Below are 17380 nucleotides of genomic sequence, written 5' to 3'. Positions count from 1 at the left end.
TTATAAATCTTATTGTTTAACTTTCTGAGATTGGCGTTTCATCTCTATCTCATTCTTTTCTTGATTCAGAGTAACAAGAATATTATCTCCTTCCTTAAGATTTGATGAAACAATCAATTCTGATAATCCATCTTCCAAATATGTCTGGATAGCACGCTTCAATGGACGGGCACCAAATTGTACATCGTATCCTTTGGTAGCAATGAATTCTTTGGCTTTATCATCTAATACAAGCTTGTACCCAAGGTTTTCAATTCTTTCAAGCAATCCTTTCAGTTCAATATCTATAATTTGTTTGATTGCATCCAAAGAAAGCTGATCGAATGTAATTATCTCATCCACACGGTTAATAAACTCTGGTGCAAACGATTTATTCAATGCTTTTTGTATTACACCTCTTGAGAATTCTTTATCATCTACACGAGATTGTGTGGAGAAACCGATACCACGACCAAAATCTTTCAACTGGCGTGTACCAATGTTAGATGTCATGATGATTACCGTATTCTTAAAGTCAATTGTTCTGCCATAACTGTCAGTTAAACGACCCTCGTCCATTACCTGTAACAAAAGATTAAATACATCGGGATGCGCTTTTTCAATCTCATCTAATAATATGATAGAATATGGTTTGCGGCGAACTTTTTCTGTTAATTGTCCACCTTCTTCATAACCAACATATCCCGGAGGTGCTCCAACCAGACGCGAAACTGTGAATTTCTCCATAAATTCGCTCATATCTATGCGAATCAAAGCATCAGTAGAGCCAAACATGTACTTAGCTAACTCCTTGGCTAAATGAGTTTTACCAACTCCGGTAGGTCCCAGGAACATAAAGGTACCAATTGGCTTGTTGGGATCTTTAAGTCCTACACGGCTTCTTAAAATAGCTTTAACAAGCTTTTCGATGGCAGGGTCCTGAGCTATTACTTTAGATTGAAGAACATCTTTCATGCTTGCCAGCTTCATACCTTCGGCCTGAGCCATTCTTTGAACAGGAACACCCGACATCATAGATATTACATTGGCAATCTCTTCTTCATCAACAGTTTGCCGATGATCTTTTAAACGAGCTTCCCATTCCTTTTTCATTGTTTCCAATTGGATGGTAAGTTCCTTTTCTTTATCACGGAAGCTAGCTGCCAACTCATAATTCTGTGACTTTACAGCATCATTCTTCTGTTTTTTAGCTTCTTCAATAAACTTCTCCTGATCTTCAATTTCCTTTGGCACACTCACATTGGTTAAATGTACGCGCGAGCCAGCTTCGTCTAAAGCATCAATAGCTTTATCCGGGAAATTACGATCGGTGATATATCTATCTGTCAGTTTGACACACGCTTCAAGTGCAGCGTCAGTATAATTCACATTATGATGGTCTTCATACTTCTCTTTGATATTTTGTAGAATCTGTAATGTCTCTTCCGGAGTAGTTGGCTCAACCATAACTTTCTGGAAACGACGTTCCAAAGCCCCATCTTTTTCAATGTTCTTGCGGTATTCGTCCAACGTAGTTGCACCGATGCACTGTATTTCGCCACGGGCAAGAGCCGGTTTAAGCATGTTTGCAGCATCCATTGATCCAGCTGCCGAACCTGCACCTACAATAGTATGAATTTCGTCGATAAACAGAATCACATTGGGGTTCTTCTGTAATTCGTTTAATATAGAGCGGATACGTTCTTCGAACTGGCCACGATATTTAGTACCGGCAACAACCGATGTCATATCTAAGGCCACCACTCGTTTATCGAATAATATACGCGACACCTTTTTCTGAACAATACGCAATGCAAGTCCCTCGACAATAGCCGATTTACCTACACCTGGCTCACCAATAAGTACTGGATTATTCTTCTTTCTACGGCTTAAAATTTGGGCTAGCCGTTCAATTTCTTTCTCACGCCCAACAACAGGGTCCAGTTTACCTTCTTCTGCCGCTTTGGTCATATCCGTACCGAAATTATCCAGTACAGGTGTATCATTAGTCGGTTTTCTTGAAGTTTTGGCTTGTTGGCGACTTTCAGTGTGCGATGATTCCATTTCGTCATCATCTTCATCATCGTCTTCACTAAAGCCCATTCCAGAAGTTATATCCGGTTGATAAGAAATTTGTTCGAATACTTTTTTGTAGTTTACATCACTTTCTTCCAAAACATTGGCAGCTATGTTATTTTTATCTTTTAATATTGCCAATAACATGTGTTCTGCGTCGGCAGTAGTACTTTTCATTAAACGTGCTTCTAATATGCACATTTTTAGTATTTTCGCAGACTCTGTTGATAAAGGTACATCAGCATTAGGCAGTAACATCTCATCCTGATATTTCTTTAAAATAGCCTCGATGCGCTGTTTTACAGTGGTGAGGTTTATATTAAGTCTGGATAACACTTCGATAGCTTTGCCCTCTCCATCGCGGATAAGTCCCAACAAGAGATGCTCTGGTCCAATATATGAGTTTTTGAGCCTGTTTGCTTCTTCTTTGCTGTATCCTATGATGTCGGAAACTCTTCTTGAAAATTGATTATTCATATAAATGCTCCTTTTATAATATAATAATAAGGTTTGGTTAATACAAATATAGCGATTAATTATTTTAGTTCGTTATTCTTTTTAGATTTCTTTGCTTGATTAGTATTAAACAAATAACGTGCCACAATTTAAAATTGTTTATTCCTAATGTTTTGCAGTTATAAAAAGCTGTTGTTCTTGAAATGAAACTCCGTATCTCTCCAGATTGAACTTCAGAGTTTTGGTTTAGGGAGATGCGCATCTCGGTATATGGGAGACGTGCATCTCGGTGTATAGGAGATGTGCATCTCCCCCTATGCGAGATGCGCATCTCCCTAAAGTTGAAATACAGACTTTTGTAACCTGAAATCTGTACTTTTCCAAAGGAAACTACAATGAACAATATCTTTTCCATTCGTTAACGTACCGACAAAAGTTTTCCTTTAAACACTTTCGTATATCGCCAAAAAGCAGTACTTTAGCGAGGTTTTTCATAGACCGAAATATGTATAATTAATAATCTTTTTAAATGCTTGAACAAGACAGAATTATAAAGATTAACATTGAGGAGGAAATGAAGTCTTCGTACATTGACTATTCAATGTCGGTGATTGTTTCTCGAGCCCTCCCGGATGTTAGAGACGGCTTTAAACCGGTTCATCGCCGAATTCTTTATGGAATGATGGAACTGGGAAATACTTCAGACAAACCTTATAAAAAATCAGCAAGAATAGTTGGTGAAGTACTCGGTAAATATCACCCTCATGGTGACTCTTCTGTGTATTTTGCCATGGTTCGTATGGCTCAGGAGTGGGCTATGCGTTATCCTTTAGTGGATGGCCAGGGAAACTTTGGTTCGGTAGATGGTGACAGCCCTGCGGCTATGCGTTACACCGAGGCTCGTTTAAATAAGATGGGTGAAGAAATGATGCAGGATCTTTATAAAGAAACTGTTGATTTTGAGCCTAACTTTGACAATACACTTTCCGAACCTAAGGTAATGCCTACCCGTATTCCTAATTTATTAATAAATGGAGCTTCGGGTATTGCAGTTGGTATGGCTACCAATATGCCACCTCATAATTTAAGTGAGGTTATTGATGCATGTGTAGCCTACATAGAAAATCCGGAAATTACCGTTGAAGGGTTAATGGAACATGTTAAAGCTCCCGATTTTCCAACCGGAGGTTTTATATATGGTGTTAGTGGCGTACGCGAGTCATACCTTACTGGTCGTGGCCGTGTTATTATGCGTGCCCGTGCCGAAATTGAAGCAGGGCAAAACCACGACAAGATTGTTGTGACAGAAATTCCGTACAATGTCAATAAGGCAGAATTAATTAAATATATTGCTGATCTTGTTAACGACAAAAGAATAGAAGGTATTTCTAATGCCAACGACGAATCCGACCGTGAAGGTATGCGTATCGTAATTGACATTAAACGTGATGCAAATGCAAATGTTGTTTTAAACAAATTGTATAAGATGACTGCTTTGCAAACGTCGTTTGGTGTAAATAATGTTGCGTTAGTAAACGGAAGACCAAGAACGTTGAATCTTCTGGATATGATTTCTAACTTTGTTGACCATCGTCATGAAGTTGTAATTCGTCGTACTCAATACGACTTGCGTAAAGCAAGAGAACGTGCTCATATTCTTGAAGGCTTAATCATTGCCTCTGACAATATTGACGAAGTAATCAGAATTATTCGTGCTGCTAAAACTCCAAACGAGGCAATAACCAACCTGATGGAGCGTTTTGAACTTACTGAAATTCAGTCTCGTGCTATTGTTGAAATGCGTTTACGCCAGTTAACTGGTCTGATGCAAGAACAATTGCATGCTGAATATGAAGAGGTTATGAAGCAAATCGAAGGATACGAAGAAATCCTGAATAACGAAGAACGCTGCAAAGAAGTTATTAAAGAAGAATTGTTGGAAGTAAAAGGCAAATACGGTGACAAACGTCGTTCTGAAATCGTTTATTCATCAGAAGAGTTCAACCCGGAAGACTTTTATGCCGATGATCAGATGATTATTACCATCTCGCACATGGGATATATCAAGCGTACTCCACTTAGCGAATTCCGTTCGCAAAACCGTGGTGGAGTAGGATCGAAGGGTACCGATACACGTGATGAGGACTTTATTGAGCACATCTATCCAGCTACAATGCACAATACCATGCTGTTCTTTACACAAAAAGGTAAGTGCTATTGGCTTAAAGTATATGAAATTCCAGAAGGAACTAAGAATTCTAAGGGGCGTGCAATACAAAATTTGTTAAACATAGATTCAGATGATGTAGTTAATGCTTATCTTCGTGTTAAGAATTTGGGAGATACAGAATTCATTAACAGTCATTATGTTCTGTTCTGTACAAAAAATGGTGTAATTAAGAAAACCTTACTCGAACAATATTCTCGTCCACGCCAAAACGGAGTTATTGGAATTTCACTTCGTGAAGACGATCAGGTTATTGAAGTACGGATGACAAACGGAAACAATGAAATAATTATTGCTAACCGTAACGGACGTGCCATTCGTTTCCATGAAAGTGCAGTGCGTGTTATGGGTCGTACAGCCACAGGTGTTCGCGGTATGATTTTAGATGAAGATGAAAAAGATGAAGTTGTTGGAATGATTTGCATTAAAGATCCTGAAACAGAGTCAATAATGGTTGTTTCTGAACAAGGATATGGAAAACGTTCTGAATTAGAAGATTACCGTAAAACAAATCGCGGTGGTAAAGGGGTAAAAACCATGAATATCACTGAAAAAACCGGTAAACTGGTGGCCATCAAATCAGTAACAGATGAAAACGATTTGATGATCATCAATAAATCGGGTATTACCATCCGGTTAAAAGTTGCTGATGTGAGGATTATGGGACGTGCTACTCAAGGTGTACGTTTAATAAATCTGGAAAAACGCAACGACCAGATTGGTTCGGTTTGTAAAGTTAGCTCGGAAGCTCTGGAGGAAGAAACTGAAGAAGAAATCCAAGAAGGTGATATTTTGGAAAAAGATATTCAGGAAGGAGATGCTGATACTAACCAAATTGAGAAAAATGAAGAATAGACATAGTATTAATTTATTAATTCAACAACAATCATGAAGAGAGTATTATTTTCAATGGTTTTGGTTATGGCAGCTTGTGTAACTTTTGCACAATCTAAAGATGCAAAAGAAGCCAAGAAAATAGCCAGTGGGACTAACCCTGACTTTGCTAAAGCCGAACAGCTTATTAATGCTGATTTGCAAAATCCCGAATTTAAAAATGACGCTGCTAATTGGGATGTAGCAGGATTTATTCAGAAAAGAATAAATGAAAAAGAAATGGAAAAAGCATATTTGAGACAACCTTATGACACATTGAAAGCATATAACAGTGTCTTGAATATGTATAACTACTGGATGAAAACTGATGAATTAGCCGAAGTTCCTGATGAAAAAGGAAAGATTAAAAACAGATTCAGAAAAAATAACGTTGCTACTATGATGATAGAGCGTCCTAATCTGATTAATGGTGGTATTCAGTATTTCAATGAAAATAACAATGCAGAAGCATTTAAGTTTTTTGCAATGTACATTGACGCAGCTAAACATTCAATGTTCGAAAAAGAAAATCTTCTTAAAAACGACACATTAGTACCACAAATTGCTTATTATGCAGCTTTGGCAGCAGCGAAAATGGAAGATTATCCAAAAGTATTGAAATATGCTCCTTATGCAGTTGACAACAAAGAAGTTGGTGCATATGCTATGGAGTTCATTTCTACAGCTTACAAAGCAGAAGGCGATACTGTACAATGGATTAAATCTCTTCAAGATGGTATTCAAAAATATCCGGATTATCCATTCTTCTTTGGTCATCTGATTGATTATTATAGCAATAACAACAAGTTTGACGAAGCAATGGTTTTTGCTGATGATATGTTGGCTAGAGATCCAGGCAATACTTTCTTCTTATATGTGAAAGGATATCTTTATCATAACATGAAGGATTATGATAAAGCAATTGAATTCTACAAAAAAACAATTGATGCTGATCCTAATTATGCAGAAGCGTATTCTAATATTGGTTTAGTATATAGCCAGCAAGCACAAGAATTTGCTGATAATGCTACAGCTGATTTAAATGATCCTAAATATGCCCAAGATCAGGAAAAAATCCGCGAACTAAATGAACTGGCTAGACCATATTACGAAAAAACTCGTCAATTAAAACCAGATCAACCAGATCTTTGGCTTCAAGGTTTGTATCGTATTTATTATAACTTAAATATGGGACCTGAGTTTAAAGAAATTGAAGAACTGATGGGAATCTAAATAAATTTGGTTCAAGATATAAAAAGGCTGTCAAAGTAAGTTTTGGCAGCCTTTTTAATTTTATAAGGAAGGAAAAAATACTATCTTTATAAAGAGAGTTTAATAATGCACTAATTGTGATTATGTTTAATTGTAAATAGGAGTTTAAAATTAGCCATAGAAAAAAGCCCTCACTCTATGAATATCAGAATGAAAGGCTTGAAAAAGTTTTTAATAAACTAGTGGGCTATTTATTTCATGATTAATAATGGTGTGTCGGAATGGAAAATCATTTTTTTAGCTATACCCGGATTAAATAAGCGTGAAAAAATATTCCGTTTGTATGATGGCAATGTAATTAAATCAATATTATTTGATTTAATATACTTATCCAAGCTGTCTAATAAATCATCATTCATAACTATGTCATAACGAATATTTAGCAATGCCGGATATTGTTTTTTGAAATATTCTTTTATTCCTGCCAGTTTTACTTCATCCCATGAATCTTTCGAATCAGTTAAGTGTATTAGGAATATTTCAGCCTGAAAAGGTTTAAGTGCACTGATAAAGATATCAAAAGTGATCAAATCCCTTTGATCAAAATTGGTTATAAAGGCAAAACGCTTAATGGTTTCCAAATCATGAAGTGCAACATTTTCAGGTATTGTAAGAACAGGCATCCTGCTTCTGTCAATAACCTCTGCGGTAACGCTTCCAATCAAATCAATATCTTTCTGATTTTTTCCACGAGTACCCATTACAATCAATACTGGTTCATACTCTTTGGAATAGCGTATGATTTCTTCTTCAGGAATACCTTCTCTAAGAATACAGGTATATTTCACATCAGGGAATTCTCCTGAATCTATTTTCTTTTTTATGTTTTCCGAAAGCTTTGTAACATCAGAATTAACCTTTTGAAGTATAGTCTTTACACTTTCATCGTCAATAATCTGATAGTTGAATACATCCCCGTATGGCAAAGATGATGCATATATCGGTGTGTAATATGCATGTAGAAGAATTACTTCCGAATTATATGTTTTAGCTAACTTAAATCCCAATTCACAAGCTTTTATAGAATAATCGGAAAAGTCAATAGGTACAAGAATTATATTATTCTTTTTTTTCTGTTCTTCCTTTTCGGACTCTTTCTCCCCTACTACATCTTCAGCTAGCCAGGCAGAACTTTCGGTAATTTTCAATGCGCGAGGTAAATCACTCTCTTTAATTCTTAAACGTACTCCGGAAGACACTACCGGTTGTATTTGATTCACGTTATGGATGTAGGCTTCAATACCTTCATTTTCCAACACATTTTTAAGGATTTGCGCTTTCGAGTAAGTAAGGATAGCTAGGGTTACTAATTTGTCTTCCATAATTCAATATTTTATTTTAAATAAAGAACATATAATAAATCCCAATTGTTCGGTACAATTGGGATTTGGTATATTGTGCATTTTTTAAACTTGCGCAGTTTCGGTAGCTTCTTCTTTTTGCATCTTAGTGTTTTCCTCGTCTAATATCTTTAAAGCCCGATCCAGAACTGTTGTGTCATCTAACATCACCAATCCTCCATCAGGACCGGGCTCTAAATGAATTCCGACACTTTTTCCCTCCTTAAAGTTATGACCACCAAAGAAATTCCTTACTGTACTTACATTAAGTCCCAATTCATCTGCTATTCTATGCATGCTACCGGTAGGCAGTGAATCTTTTATTCTACGAAGTTCATTGAATGTTATTGTTCTCATGTTCCTAAATTTTGGGGTTAATAATAAATGTTATATTTTTTACTATCACGCTATAAACTTAAGAAAAAGAAAAGACAATTCAAAATGAATTATGGATATTTTTGTTAGTATACTAAATTATTTCAATATCGGATGCGGAAATCCAGCCCACTTTTCCGTCTTCAAGACTTATTTCTTTCCAATTCTTCATTGAGTTATCTTTAACTATAACCTTACGGCCTTCGTGAAGAATAAATAAACTTGTTCCATTATCATTGGGTGTACTTCTTACGGTAACACTTGGACTTACAACAATAGCAGTATTTCTGTTGGTAAGAATACCTTTCTGATAGAATGCAAACCCATTAGTACATATTGAAAAAAATAAAAAAGCTATAGCAGCAATAAAACCAATCTTCTTGAACAGTGCTTTGTTAGAGAAGAACAGGAAATAAAGCCCTACAAGGAAAAGTATGAAGAAAGCAATCCCCCACTTGGCCCAAACATCCACGCTAGTGCTGTTAATCAGAGACTTAATCCAGCCAATAAAGAATATATCAGGAACTTCTTCTACTTTATCTACTGTTTTACTTCTTGCTATTTCCAGATTAAATTTGATATCGTCATTACCTGGTTTTAATAGCAAAGCTCGTTCGTAATTCAGAATAGCTCTGGCTATATCGCCGGATTTATAATAACTATTTCCCAGATTATAATATATCTCTGCTGCTTCTCCTTCCATTAAGAGTTTCCCATACATCTCAATGGCAGTTGCAAAATCATTATTCATGTATGCGCTATCAGCTTCGGATTTTGTGATTGAAGAGTCATAACCGGAAGCCAAATTGAGTGGTATTTCCTCAATTATTTGCCCTTCAACATTCAAAGAATCCTGTGCTATTGTATTGACAGCTATAAAGCTTAATACTATAAAGAATATTTTTTTCATCTTCATTTCTGTTTTAGCGTTTGATTGAATTTTCAATCTTACTGATTACCTCCAAAGCTGTAGAATACACTTTGTCCATAGTTGAAGCTTCATCCCCCGGAGCAAAGCGTGCAAACTCGCATTCGTGTAACGCATTGATAAATTCTTTAATCAATTCATCATCTACGCCATAATTAATCAATTTTCCTTCAATATTATCTTTGGATAATTTAGATACCGGAATGTTCAGTTTATCACTGATGTAGCCCCATAAAGCTTTTAATACTTCATCATAGAAAGCATCTTTCTTATTTTCTGCTAGTAACTTACCAGCTAATTTTAGACGACGAGTAGCTATTTTATTTGCTTTTTTAGTTCGTACTTTGGCTATATTTGCACTTTCTACAGCCTGTTTACGATATACTATAAAGAATATAATAAATGCCAGTACTGGAATTATATAGAACAGCCAGTATGTCATTGAATTAAAGAAGAATTGTCCTTTTGGATTGAGTTTAACGTTATTCAGCTTAATAAACCGAATATCTTCTCCAAGAACTTTTAGTTCTTCTTTATTGGTAAAGTTAGCAATCACTTGTTCGGCGTTCCCTTCTCCCCTTTCTACATTTATTGTATATTCTTCGGTTTTGAGAGTCTTATAGGTTTTTGACTTTAAATCAAAATAGCCAAAATTAACCGAAGGAATAGTAAATGTTCCAGGATGTCTTGGGATAGCCAAATATTCAATTACACGATTTCCAGTAAGTCCTTCACGCGTTAAGCGCACCTTATTTTCAACCTTGGGATCGTATATTTCAAAATCACTTGGGAATTCTATTTCCGGATTAGAAATAAGTCTCATATTACCAGTACCCGAAATAACAAGTTTTATGGTAATAGCGTCATTTGTTTTAACCTGCTGAGTGCTTATGGATGATGTTATGTTGAAATCCCCCACTCCACCAGCAAATCCAGATGGTTTACCAGATGGTAATGCATTTACATTAATGGTTATTTTAGGTGTATTAATTGTTTTCTTTACTTCTACAAAGTTACTCCCCCCATTAAAGAAAGCATCAAATGGGTCTGCTGAACGTACTGCTTTAGCTATCGAAGCATCAAAACGAGCCGGTTCAATAGTTAACTCACCGAATTGTTGTGGAAATAATACAAATTGTCTATAAACTGTTGTATGATAATTCCTTCCTTTATAATGTTCCAGATTCCAGGTTTGATTATTAGCTTGTTCTATTTCCTGAGAGTGGAAACCCTTAAAATCAGGTAGTTTCACATTATCAAAACCTCTTAAATCAACAAGTGTATATATTTTAAAAGTTAGCAAAAATGCTTCCTGTTCATATACATTCGTTTTACTAGCTGTAGCTGTTATAAATAGATCATCATTAGATACAGAATTTCCTGATGAAGAACTTGATGGGCGGCTGTTGTTGCTATTTGAATTACTTCTTCCACTATTGCCTGAATTAGCAGATGTTTGTTGATCAGGAGGTAAAACCTTTATCTGTACAGCATTCGAAATAATCTGTTTTCCTTCTGCAACAATCGATGCTGCTGGTATTGAATAATTTCCTTCTTTATTCGCCTTCAGAATATAAGTATATGTAATGCTATTAGTTGATGATACTTTACCATTAATTATCTGGGTGCTACTTTGGATTGATCTGCTAGGTCCCATTAAAACATCAAAACCATCCATGGAAGAAGACACCCTAAGGTCTTTTACATCCTGTGTATTAACAACATAAGTAAGTCTGAATTGATCTCCTACAACTACTGCATCAGGTGCACTAGCTGTAAAAGTTATATTATCAGCATAGGTATTGCATATCCCGGCAATTACCATTAATAAGAAAACAATTTTTCTCATTCCAGTTATATTTTATTCAACAAATTATTACCAGTTCTTTTCCAGTTTACCACCTTGAAGAATCTGTTGCTGTTTTTGCACTTTCTCTTGAACATCTTTTTCATCCTGCATTACTGAATTCAACATCTGTTCAGCATTCTCTTTTGACATTTCGTTTTCTTTTTGTTCCTGCTGCTGAGAGTCTTGCTGCTGTTGATCCTGTTGTTGCTGGTCTTGCTGTTGTTGATCTTGTTGATCTTTATTTTGTTGGTCTTGCTTATCCTGATCTTGTTTTTCTTGCTGATCTTGTTGATCCTGATTATCTTGATTTTCCTGATTGTCGTCGTTTTGATCTTCTTTTTGCTCTTGATCTTCAAGTAGTTTCTGGCATAAAGCAAGATTATAACGGGTTTCATCATCTTTTGGATTATTACGCAAAGATTGTTTATATGCTTCAATTGCCTTTGCATAATCTTTGGAGGCTTGCAAAAGTACACCCGAATTATGATAGATTTGCGATAATTTCATTTTATCTTTTTCTACCTTAGCAGCCATCTGATATTGTTCCATGGCCTCCTGATACTTCTGTTGATTAATTAGAGTATTTCCCAAATTATACATTGATACAGCTGAGCCTGGATTCTCTTCCAAAGCCTTTCTATAATTTACCTCGGCATTGATAAAAAGGCTATCTCTATATGCACGATTACCCTTACGAATATTGTCACGTTCTGCTTTCTGAGCCGACAATCCGGCAAATACCAGAAGGAACGAAGTTAATATGATATATCTTTTCCTTAACATACAATTATTTATTAGTAAATAACCGAATATTCTTAAAGAGTGGATTTTTGCACTCTAAAATCAATAATTCAATCAGTAATAATAAAAGTATCAACCAGGCAACAGCCTGAAACTGTTCATTATAATCAGTGTATATTGTAGTTTCTACATCCGATTTAGCGAGGTTATCAATCTGACCTGTTATGGCCCGTTGAGCTGAATTTGAGTTGTCAAGGAAAGCATATACGCCTTGCCCTTCTTGGGCTATTTCCTGACACATTGTTTCATTCAGGCGGGTAACAACAACATTGCCTTCATTGTCTTTTTGAAAATCATTCGTTCCGGCAATCGGTATTGGAGCACCTTCTGGTGTACCTACCCCTACTACACTTACCTGAATACCTTTTTCACGGGCGGCTTTTACTGCTTCTATCGTTCCTCCTTCATGATTTTCACCATCAGTAATTACAATGATAGTTCTGCCAACTCCCTCCTGAGGTGTGAAACTTCTGTTTGCCAGATTAATAGCTGCACCTATTGCAGTACCTTGTTTAGAGATAAGCGAAGGATTGATGGATTCCAAGAACATTTTAGCCGAAATATAATCACTTGTAATAGGTAATTGTGTAAAAGCATCCCCAGCAAATACTATTAATCCGATCTTATCATTATTCAACTGATCTACTAATCTGGATATTAATCTCTTGGCTCTGTCTAAGCGGCTGGGTTGTGCATCTTGTGCTAACATTGAATTAGATATATCTAATGCAATGATAACTTCTACCCCACTCCGTTTAACGGTTTCCGTTTTTGATCCGAATTGCGGACGAGCTAACAAAACAGCGAACAGAGCTATGGCAGCAAATATTAACCAGAATTTTACATCTGGGCGATATTTGGAAACATTGGGCATAAGCGGAGCCATAAGCACTGGATCTCCAAAACTCCGGAGTGCTTTTCTACGTCTGTAATTTGAATACAGATAAAAAGCTGCCAGAAAAGGCAAAACAAATAAAAGATACAAATATGCAGGTTCTTCAAATCGAAACATCTCAATATGTATTAAGGTATTTTCTTTAATATAGAATTACGTAATAATACTTCTAATAATATGCACAAAAAGGCTATTAAAGCAAACAAACGATATTCTTCTTGGCGTTTGCTATATTCTTTTACATTCAGTTTTGTTTTTTCAAGTTTATCAATTTCTTGATATACTTCTTTAAGTTTGGAATTGCTGGTAGCCCGGAAATATTCACCTTCGGTAATTCCAGCAATTTGTGTTAGTGCCTTTTCATCTATTTCTACTGGAATATTTGTATATTGAACTCCCATAGGTGTTGGGTATGGATAAGGCGCTGTACCATTTGTACCTACACCAATAGTATAAATACGGATTCCAAAACTTTTTGCTATTTCGGCAGCAGTAAGTGGCGATATATCTCCCCTGTTGTTTGTACCGTCGGTAAGAAGAATTATAACCTTTGATTTAGCCATACTGTCTTTCAGACGTGTTACAGCATTAGCAACCCCCATACCTACAGCAGTGCCATCTTCAATAATACCTGTTTGGATATTGTGTACAAAGTTCAGCAAAACTCCATGGTCGGTTGTTAAAGGACATTGAGTAAAACTTTCTCCAGCGAAAAGAGTAATACCTATGTTATCAGTCGGACGTCCATTAATAAACTCTGCAGCAACATCTTTTGCTGCCTCTAATCGGTTGGGTTTTAAATCTTCTGCCAACATACTGGTCGATATGTCAATGGCAAGCATAATATCAATACCTTCAATCTCGCTGTTCTGCCAGCTATTGGTACTTTGTGGCCGTGCAAGAACCAGAATTATCATAACTAATGCTCCCAATCTCAAAATGAAAGGAACATGTAGTAGATAAATCCGAAAGCTTTTTGGAGTATGGGCATATACCCGAGCATCTGAAATTTGAAGGGTTGCCTCATATTTCTTTCGTCTCATAATATACCATACTATATAAGGTATAAGTAAAAGCAGTAAAAACAAATATTCAATGTTAGCAAATACCATAATATTTACGATTTACGGATTTACAATTTACGATTGAAGTTACATTGTAATTCATAATTAATATACATTTATGCAAGCAGATTATACAACTGAATGCATATATAGGTTATAATTCCAATTATAGTAGCAAATAATATTGCTATACCACAGCCCAATAAAATCTTGGAACGTAATGATCGTTTCTCAATAATTGTTATTTCGGTTGGTTGCGGTTTAAATTCCTCCTCACCTGATTTGGTCTCATTGATAAAGTCGATAGCGCTAATAAGATTAGCATCTTTTTCGTTTATTAATGGATCATGTTTGGCAAACTTAACCAGATCTGCTGTTTGAAAAAGCTCTTTCAATTCTTTCATGTCCTCTTTCTCATTGATATCCAACAGCTTCTCAATGATTTCGGAAGATGTCATTTCGAGGGCATTAAAACCAAAACGACCATAAATGTAATTACGAATAATATCGGTTAATTCGGTATAATATTCTTTTGGATCACGGTTATGGGCTGCCTTTTCGCTTTTTACCTTTTCTATTTCCTGTATAGCAAGAATATGAGGAGGGATTTTAGGTTCAATTTTAACCTTACGAATAATTGGCTTATTATCTCTGATTCGAATAATGAAATAAATCAATAAAATCAATAATGGAATTGTCAGAAGTGTCAGAACTATCAAACCTTTCCAGTCTTCCCATGTAAATGGAACTTTCATTATATCCTTCGGACCTGCAAACATATCCGGCTGGGATACATCAACAGGTACGGTATATACTTTCAAAGCCAACGCATTTGATTTATATTCCTGATTATCCACCAATATAGGCATAGGAGGGATAAAATAAAGTGCTGAATCAAAAGAAGTTATGATATACTCCTGTGTTAACAGCATCCGTTGGTTGTTGTTGATGTATTGAGTATCTATTTTAGATGCTTCAATTATCTCAACTCCTTTTACTATAGTATCAGTAAAAAGAGGAAAAACAACTTTTTGCTTACTGTCAACAGCTACTTCTAATTCGATCTTGGCTTGTTCACCTATTAGTATTTGCAATGAATCAATCCTGGCTTCTACTGTTACCGATTGTGCTGCCGCATTTAAAACGGCACACGCAGCAAGTAGTAGCAGAAATATTTTCTTATTCATTATTGTTATTAATTTCGTTTAGCAAACAAATTAAGTAAGGCTTTTACATAATCCTGATCTGTACGTACAGATACAGAATCAACATTACTTTTTGTAAATGTATCGTTCAATTCGGCTTGTTTGGTCTTCCACCACTGATGATGTGCGTTTCGCAAAGCTTTTGAAGATGTATCAATCCATTGTTCGTGTCCGGTTTCTGCATCCTTAATTTTCATCAGACCAATATTTGGTAAGTCAGAAACACGTTTATCGTATACCTGAATGGCTACAACATCATGTTTCCTATTAGCAATAGTCAGCGCATTTTTGAAACTTTCCTGGTCGATAAAATCAGACAGAATAAAAGCAGTACAGCGTCTCTTCATCACATTTGTCAGATATTCTATCCCCAAACGAATATTTGTCCGACGACTTTCTGCTTTAAAATCAATCAACTCACGGATAATATACAGAATATGTTTGCGACCTTTCTTTGGAGGAATGAATTTTTCAATTCTGTCTGAAAAGAAAATAACCCCGATCTTATCATTATTCTGTATGGCCGAAAAAGCAAGTGTTGCAGCTATCTCGGTAACCATATCTTTCTTGAATTGCTTAATTGTACCAAACTCCAAACTACCTGAAACATCAACCATAAGCATCACTGTGAGTTCCCGTTCTTCTTCGAAAACCTTAATATATGGTTTGTTGAACCGAGCAGTAACGTTCCAGTCAATGTCCCGGATATCATCACCAAACTGATATTCACGGACTTCGGAAAAAGCCATACCACGCCCTTTAAAGGCCGAATGGTATTGTCCGGCAAAGATGTTATTGGACAATCCTCTGGTCTTTATCTCGATTTGGCGGACTTTCTTTAATATTTCAGATGTTTCCATATTTTAAGTTTTGAGTTTCGAGTTTTAAGTTTTGAGTTATTCCATGCACTATGCAACCTATAACTCAAAACTCATAACTCATAACTTAATTAAGGTACTTCTACCTTATTCAGGATCTTACTTACAATTTCATCAGAGTTCATGTTGCTAGCTTCTGCTTCATAAGTCAAACCAATACGATGGCGAAGTACATCATGAGCAATAGCACGCACATCTTCTGGAATTACATAACCTCTCCGTTTGATGAATGCATAAGCACGGGCAGCCAAAGCAAGATTGATTGAAGCACGTGGTGATCCACCAAAGCCAATCATATCCTGTAATTCCTTCAAACCGTATTTATCCGGGTATCTGGTTGCGAAAACAATATCTACAATGTAACGCTCTATCTTTTCATCCAGATATACTTCACGTACAACCTTGCGGGCATCAAGTATTTCCTGTGCTTTTAAAATTGGTTTTACCTCGAACTTCTCGCCGGAAATATTCTGGCGAATAATTAGTTTTTCTTCTTCATGTTTAGGATAGTCAATAACTACTTTCAGCATGAAACGGTCTACTTGTGCCTCTGGTAATGGATAGGTTCCTTCCTGTTCTATTGGATTTTGAGTGGCCAATACAAGGAAAGGGTCAGGAAGTTTAAATGTTTGTTTACTGATAGTTACCTGTCGCTCCTGCATAGCTTCCAGTAAAGCACTTTGCACTTTTGCTGGTGCACGGTTAATTTCATCGGCCAACACAAAGTTGGCAAATACAGGCCCTTTGTTTACTAGGAATTCTTCGTCTTTCTGACTGTAAATCATTGTACCGATAACGTCGGCAGGAAGCAAGTCCGGAGTAAACTGAATGCGACTGTATTTTGCATCAATAAGAGATGCTAACGTTTTTATCGCCAATGTTTTCGCCAAACCGGGTACACCTTCCAAAAGAACATGTCCATCGGATAAAAGTCCTATTAAAAGAGATTCAACCAAATGTTTCTGTCCAACTATTATTTGGTCCATTCCCTTGGTTAGGTTGGTGACGAAAGCACTCTGCTTTTCAATCCTCTCATTTAATTCGCGGATATCAATTGATTCAGCCATAAATAGTATTGTTTTATTGTTTTATGTCCTTAAATAAAAAATGATTCCAAAATTACAGTTTATAATTAACCATAGCAACTAAATTTTATTAAAAA

13 protein-coding genes are annotated in these 17380 nt (G+C 36.1%); 2 read left to right on the top strand and 11 right to left on the bottom strand.

All coding sequences use genetic code 11. The features are described from left to right. Nucleotides 1-9: 9 nt before the first annotated feature. Nucleotides 10-2532 (bottom strand): ATP-dependent Clp protease ATP-binding subunit, encoded by a 2523-nt coding sequence (locus D0T85_RS17805; protein ID WP_163214878.1) that lies wholly within the window; start codon nucleotides 2530-2532, stop codon nucleotides 10-12. A 508-nt stretch (nucleotides 2533-3040) separates the two neighbouring features. On the opposite strand from D0T85_RS17805, the gene gyrA reads away from it, so the two are divergent. Beyond that, a complete protein-coding gene (gene gyrA, locus D0T85_RS17800) occupies nucleotides 3041-5593 on the top strand; it encodes a DNA gyrase subunit A (protein ID WP_163214877.1) in 2553 nt (850 codons plus the stop codon). 33 nt (nucleotides 5594-5626) lie between these two features. After that, the gene (locus D0T85_RS17795) at nucleotides 5627-6844 is read left to right on the top strand and encodes a tetratricopeptide repeat protein (protein ID WP_163214876.1); all 1218 of its coding nucleotides are present in this window, start codon (nucleotides 5627-5629) and stop codon (nucleotides 6842-6844) included. Between the two features lie 230 nt (nucleotides 6845-7074). Here the strand turns inward: D0T85_RS17795 and D0T85_RS17790 are convergent, their stop codons facing one another. The 10 genes from D0T85_RS17790 to D0T85_RS17745 form a co-directional block, all read right to left on the bottom strand. Next, on the bottom strand, nucleotides 7075-8205 hold the full coding sequence (locus D0T85_RS17790; protein ID WP_163214875.1) for a universal stress protein: 1131 nt from the start codon (nucleotides 8203-8205) through the stop codon (nucleotides 7075-7077). Nucleotides 8206-8289: 84 nt separating this feature from the next. Next, nucleotides 8290-8580, bottom strand: coding sequence for a DNA-binding protein (locus D0T85_RS17785; RefSeq protein WP_163214874.1), 291 nt, complete (start codon nucleotides 8578-8580; stop codon nucleotides 8290-8292). 112 nt (nucleotides 8581-8692) lie between these two features. Continuing rightward, nucleotides 8693-9508 carry a tetratricopeptide repeat protein gene (locus D0T85_RS17780; RefSeq protein WP_163214873.1) on the bottom strand — a complete coding sequence of 272 codons (816 nt, stop codon included), beginning with the start codon at nucleotides 9506-9508 and terminating at the stop codon, nucleotides 8693-8695. A gap of 13 nt (nucleotides 9509-9521) precedes the next feature. After that, nucleotides 9522-11375 carry a BatD family protein gene (locus D0T85_RS17775; protein WP_163214872.1) on the bottom strand — a complete coding sequence of 618 codons (1854 nt, stop codon included), beginning with the start codon at nucleotides 11373-11375 and terminating at the stop codon, nucleotides 9522-9524. 27 nt (nucleotides 11376-11402) lie between these two features. Next, nucleotides 11403-12158, bottom strand: coding sequence for a tetratricopeptide repeat protein (locus D0T85_RS17770; protein ID WP_163214871.1), 756 nt, complete (start codon nucleotides 12156-12158; stop codon nucleotides 11403-11405). 4 nt (nucleotides 12159-12162) lie between these two features. Next, nucleotides 12163-13188 carry a VWA domain-containing protein gene (locus D0T85_RS17765; protein ID WP_163214870.1) on the bottom strand — a complete coding sequence of 342 codons (1026 nt, stop codon included), beginning with the start codon at nucleotides 13186-13188 and terminating at the stop codon, nucleotides 12163-12165. Nucleotides 13189-13199: 11 nt separating this feature from the next. Further along, entirely contained in the window at nucleotides 13200-14183 is a 984-nt protein-coding gene (locus tag D0T85_RS17760) for a VWA domain-containing protein (RefSeq protein ID WP_163214869.1), read from the bottom strand. A gap of 68 nt (nucleotides 14184-14251) precedes the next feature. Beyond that, a complete protein-coding gene (locus tag D0T85_RS17755; protein ID WP_163214868.1) occupies nucleotides 14252-15322 on the bottom strand; it encodes a BatD family protein in 1071 nt (356 codons plus the stop codon). Nucleotides 15323-15330: 8 nt separating this feature from the next. Beyond that, entirely contained in the window at nucleotides 15331-16200 is an 870-nt protein-coding gene (locus D0T85_RS17750) for a DUF58 domain-containing protein (RefSeq protein ID WP_163214867.1), read from the bottom strand. A gap of 89 nt (nucleotides 16201-16289) precedes the next feature. Further along, nucleotides 16290-17285 carry a MoxR family ATPase gene (locus D0T85_RS17745; RefSeq protein ID WP_163214866.1) on the bottom strand — a complete coding sequence of 332 codons (996 nt, stop codon included), beginning with the start codon at nucleotides 17283-17285 and terminating at the stop codon, nucleotides 16290-16292. Nucleotides 17286-17380 lie beyond the last annotated feature (95 nt).

It is taken from the genome of Bacteroides sp. 519, assembly GCF_010500955.1.
Taxonomy (GTDB): domain Bacteria; phylum Bacteroidota; class Bacteroidia; order Bacteroidales; family Bacteroidaceae; genus Bacteroides.
Note: the sequence above shows the minus strand (reverse complement) of the source record. Positions and strands in the feature narration are given on the sequence as shown.